This is a genomic window from Deltaproteobacteria bacterium (assembly GCA_003194485.1).
Taxonomy (GTDB): Bacteria; Desulfobacterota; Dissulfuribacteria; order Dissulfuribacterales; family UBA3076; genus UBA3076.
The window spans coordinates 1-4294 of the sequence record PQXD01000054.1 but is presented as its reverse complement, the minus strand read 5'-3'; the positions used below and the strand labels follow the sequence as shown (position 1 = coordinate 4294).

At 51.1% G+C, this 4294-nt stretch carries 3 protein-coding genes; 1 reads left to right on the top strand and 2 read right to left on the bottom strand.

Going from position 1 to position 4294, the window contains the following annotated elements:
* The first annotated feature begins 208 nt into the window (after nt 1-208).
* Nucleotides 209-961, top strand: coding sequence for a molybdenum ABC transporter substrate-binding protein (locus tag C4B57_11740; protein PXF50747.1), 753 nt, complete (start codon nt 209-211; stop codon nt 959-961).
* A gap of 46 nt (nt 962-1007) precedes the next feature.
* On the opposite strand, the gene C4B57_11735 is transcribed toward C4B57_11740, so the two are convergent.
* Nucleotides 1008-1679: an anaerobic ribonucleoside-triphosphate reductase activating protein gene (locus C4B57_11735; protein ID PXF50746.1), complete on the bottom strand. Its 672-nt coding sequence runs from the start codon at nt 1677-1679 to the stop codon at nt 1008-1010.
* 19 nt (nt 1680-1698) lie between these two features.
* The gene (locus C4B57_11730; GenBank protein ID PXF50745.1) at nt 1699-3834 is read right to left on the bottom strand and encodes a ribonucleoside triphosphate reductase; all 2136 of its coding nucleotides are present in this window, start codon (nt 3832-3834) and stop codon (nt 1699-1701) included.
* Nucleotides 3835-4294 lie beyond the last annotated feature (460 nt).

The following is a 4294-nucleotide window of genomic DNA, read 5'->3' as shown; positions in this document are numbered from 1 at the left end:
GGTACACTGATTTCTACGTTCATGGCACTTCTCCTTTCGGTTTGATTTTTTGGTGATCAAAACCATTACAAGGAAAAGTGCCTTTTTCTACCCTTTCAGAATTCACACAAAATATTTTACACTACCAGACCTTCCGGTAATCCCATCTGACAGGTCGGATGATCTTCATAATCTGGAAATCGCGGATTCATCCGATCTTGTCCTCTTTATGGCAGGGAATCAATTCATGGCAATGGAAGAGATCATCTCCGCCTTCCAAAAGGAATATCCTGATATCAAAAACATTTTCTACGAGACCCTTCCCCCCGGGCTTGAGCTGAAGCAGATCTTGTCAGGCGGCGCCGTCTTTGGCGGCAAGACATTGGACATTTATCCGGATATCTACACCTCAGTAAATGAAAAGGCAATGAAGATGCTGGAGCAGTCCGGGCATATCGATAAGGGAGACTATCACCTGTATCTGCATAACAGGTTGACCTTGATGGTGGTGAAAGAAAACCCCGCAGGGATACATTCTGTTATGGACCTGGCACGTGATGATGTCCGCATTTCGCAGCCCGACCCTGAAAACGAGGATATTGCCTTCCTGATTATGGATATGTACAGGCGGGCGGGCGGGGACAGGCTTGTCCGTCGCATAATGGAGGAAAAGCGTGCCGAAGGAACGACGATTTTTACGGTCGTTCACCACAGGGAGACCCCGCTGCGCATTGTAAAAAAGACGGTTGACGCGGGGCCCGTATGGGTAACGGAAGCAATACATGCAAGGTCATCCGGCATCGAGTTTGATGTGGTTGAGCCCGGTGAAGGAATCGATCAGAGAGACAGGACGAATTATTATATATGCAAATTAAAAAATGCCCCGCACCCTGATAATGCCGGAATGTTTCTGGATTTTATTACTTCACCGTCTGCCCAAAAGATCTATAGGAATTACGGTTTCCTGCCGCATATCATTTAATCGCTTAAATGATCACTGATTTTCATACAGATAAATACCCCTAATTTCAGGTAACGGTCCAGGGCTGGAATTCATTGAATGAAAATCGGTGATGATCTGAAGCGGCAACCCGAAACACAGGGTCAAGGGCGTTCTCGGGCCGGAATTCCTGAAGACGATGTCTTGACCCCTGCGGTACCATCGACCGGATTGCCTGCAGATCTTCCTCAGACAACAGAGGCTTTACCACCGTTGTCCGGAACTCGTGATCTATGCCGCTTTGGGCAATCAGCGCCATGCTTTTTTCCAGTTGCTCTACAGGTGCAAGTACACCGGTCAGGCGGTCGTAAAGCCCAAACGGGGCCTTGATGTCCATGGCGATGAAGTCCACCAGGACTTCCTCAAGCAACCCGGCCAGGACTTCCGGACGGCTGCCGTTTGTATCCAGCTTGATCCGGTAATCCATCAGTCTGATGCGATGAAGAAACGATGAAATATCAGGCTGCAGTGTTGGTTCCCCGCCACTTACGGCCACACCATTTAGTTGTCCGCGCCGCATATCCAGAAACCGAAAGACCTCTTCCATGGGAATCAGGGTGCCAGTCGCAGGGTCCATGGGAATCAGAGAGCCGTTGTGGCAATACGGGCAGCGGAAATTACAGCCCTGCGTGAAAACCACCGCTGCCACATGGCCTGGAAAGTCGCTGAGGCTGAATGGATTCAGGCCGCCGATTCGCACGATGAATCTCTCATATTTCTTATATATGATAATAACTACGCAAGGAAAATTCTGCCTGCTTGCCCTCGTTCCACTGTCCGACCGGCCGCAGGTATCCGACGACGCGGGAATAGACTTCCGTCTCCTTGCCGCACTTCGGGCAGCAGTGTTGTTCGCCCAGAAGGTAGCCATGTGCGGGACAGACTGAAAATGTCGGCGTAAGAGTGAAATAAGGCAGGCGATAGTTTTCGCAGACCTTGCGGACAAATGCCTTCACGGCCTGCGGGTCGGCTGCGGCCTCTCCGAGGAAGATGTGCAGAACCGTGCCGCCGGTGTATCGCGACTGCAACTCGTCCTGCAGGTCAAGCACCCTGAAGATGTCGTCTGTATAGTTGACCGGAAGCTGTGTTGAGTTGGTGTAAAAGGGTTTCGAACCGGCTATCCCCTCGCTGGCGCTGAGGATATCAGGATAACGCTCCCTGTCCAGCTTGGCAAAGCGATAAGCCGCGCCTTCTGCAGGGGTCGCCTCCAGGTTATAATAATATCCGGTCTCTTCCTGAAACTGGCGGAGCTTCTCCCGCATGAAATCAAGGACCCTGATGGCAAAGGCCAGACCTTCTTTTGCTCCTATATCGCAGCCCAGCATGTTGAGGCAGGCCTCATTCATTCCGGTTAAACCAATTGTTGAAAAGTGGTTGTACCAGTATTGGCCTTGATGTTGCTTGACATTGCGCAGATAAAATTTCGTATAGGGATAGAGGCCCTTGTCTGTAAAATTCTCCAGCACCTTGCGTTTGGTCTCAAGACTCGTCCTGGCAGTCTCCATCAGCCGTTCGAGACGCCGGAAGAAGTCGTCTTCGCCAGTGGACAGGTAGCCAAGGCGCGTCATGTTGATGGTCACCACGCCGATAGACCCGGTCAACGGATTAGCGCCGAACAACCCGCCGCCGCGCCTTTCAAGGGAACGCAGGTCCAGCCGCAGGCGGCAGCACATCGACCTGGCATCATCAGGCGACATGTCTGAGTTCACGTAGTTTGCAAAATAGGGAATGCCGTATTTTGCCGTGACTTCCCACAGCCGCTCCAGGCCCGGAGCTTCCCAGTTGAAGCCGGGATCGATGTTGTAAGTGGGTATGGGGAAAGTAAAGACCCGGTCTCTCGCATCACCCTCTGCCAACACCTCAAGGAATGCGCTGTTGAACATGGTCATTTCGTGCTGAAAATCCGCATAGATCTCTCTTTGCGGCTCGCCGCCGATGATGACATTTTCCTGAGCCAGCGTGACAGGCGGCTGCAGATCGAGCGTAACATTGGTGAAGGGGGTCTGAAAACCAACACGTGTGGGCACATTTACGTTAAAAACGAATTCCTGCAATGCCTGCTTGACCTCTTTGTAGCTGAGGCCGTCACAGCGAATAAAGGGGGCCAAAAGGGTATCAAAGTTTGAAAAGGCCTGTGCTCCTGCGGCCTCGCCCTGCAAGGTGTAAAAGAAATTGATAATCTGGCCGAGGGCGGTCCTGAAGTGTCGTGCAGGGCTGCTCTCGGCCTTGCCGGGTGCCCCCCGGAAACCGGAACGCAGCAGGTCATGGAGATCCCACCCCACGCAGTACACGGAAAGCAGGCCGAGGTCATGGAGATGGAGTGCGCCGGATGTATGGGCCTCGCGAACCTCGGGAGTGTAAATCTTGCTGAGCCAGTAAGTCTTGCTGACCTCACTCGAGATATAGTTGTTCAATCCCTGTAAAGAATAGGCCATATTGCTGTTTTCCCGGACCTTCCAGTCCAGACGCTCCAGATAGCGCTCTATCAGGTCAAGGTCGGCTTTTTCCACCATCTCCCGAATGCTCGCATGCCGATCCCGGTAGAGAATATAGGCCTTTGCCGTCCTCTTGAACGGCGAGGCCAACAACACCTCTTCCACCATGTCCTGGATTTCCTCAACCGTTGGCACGGTATCCAGAAATACCATCTGGGCAAGGCCTATAACCCGGATCGTGAGCCGCCGGGCAGTATCCTCTGAGAATTCACCGGTAGCCCGCCCCGCCTTAAGTATGGCAGAAGTGATCTTTGACGACTCAAACGGCACCAGGCGCTGGTCGCGTTTTCTGATCTGTGTCAGGCCTATATAACCAGTAATGCTGATTGCCTCCTGGTGATGCTCAATAACTGTTGTCATTACCTATTTCCTCCGATCAATGCGTCAGCAACCGATCACGGGGATAGAAAGCTCTGCTGCTCGGTCCATTACATACCCTTAGCTGATAATAGAAGTTCGCGTTTTTTTCTGAGAATTCCGCATCTTATACTTAGATAACTGCAATATATTGAAGATAATCAAATGTAAATCACAAGATATAGTGGTATTATCAAATTGTCAAGCATTAAACTAAAAAATTCAAACCCGGGGACACATGGTGAATATTCTTATGAATTTTCGGGTTTCAAGGCAGGATATAAAGGGTTCACCGTATATTTACAGGAGGAACTGCATCAGTTTGAGGAATGTCTGCAGTAAATATCCGGTGAACCCGTGGTCCCACGTAACCGTTCACAGGAAGGGGATATTTCTTTTCACTTCACACTTCAGCCCCTTGTTTTCTTAAGGCTTTTGACATGGGGGATGTCCTGCCCCCTCT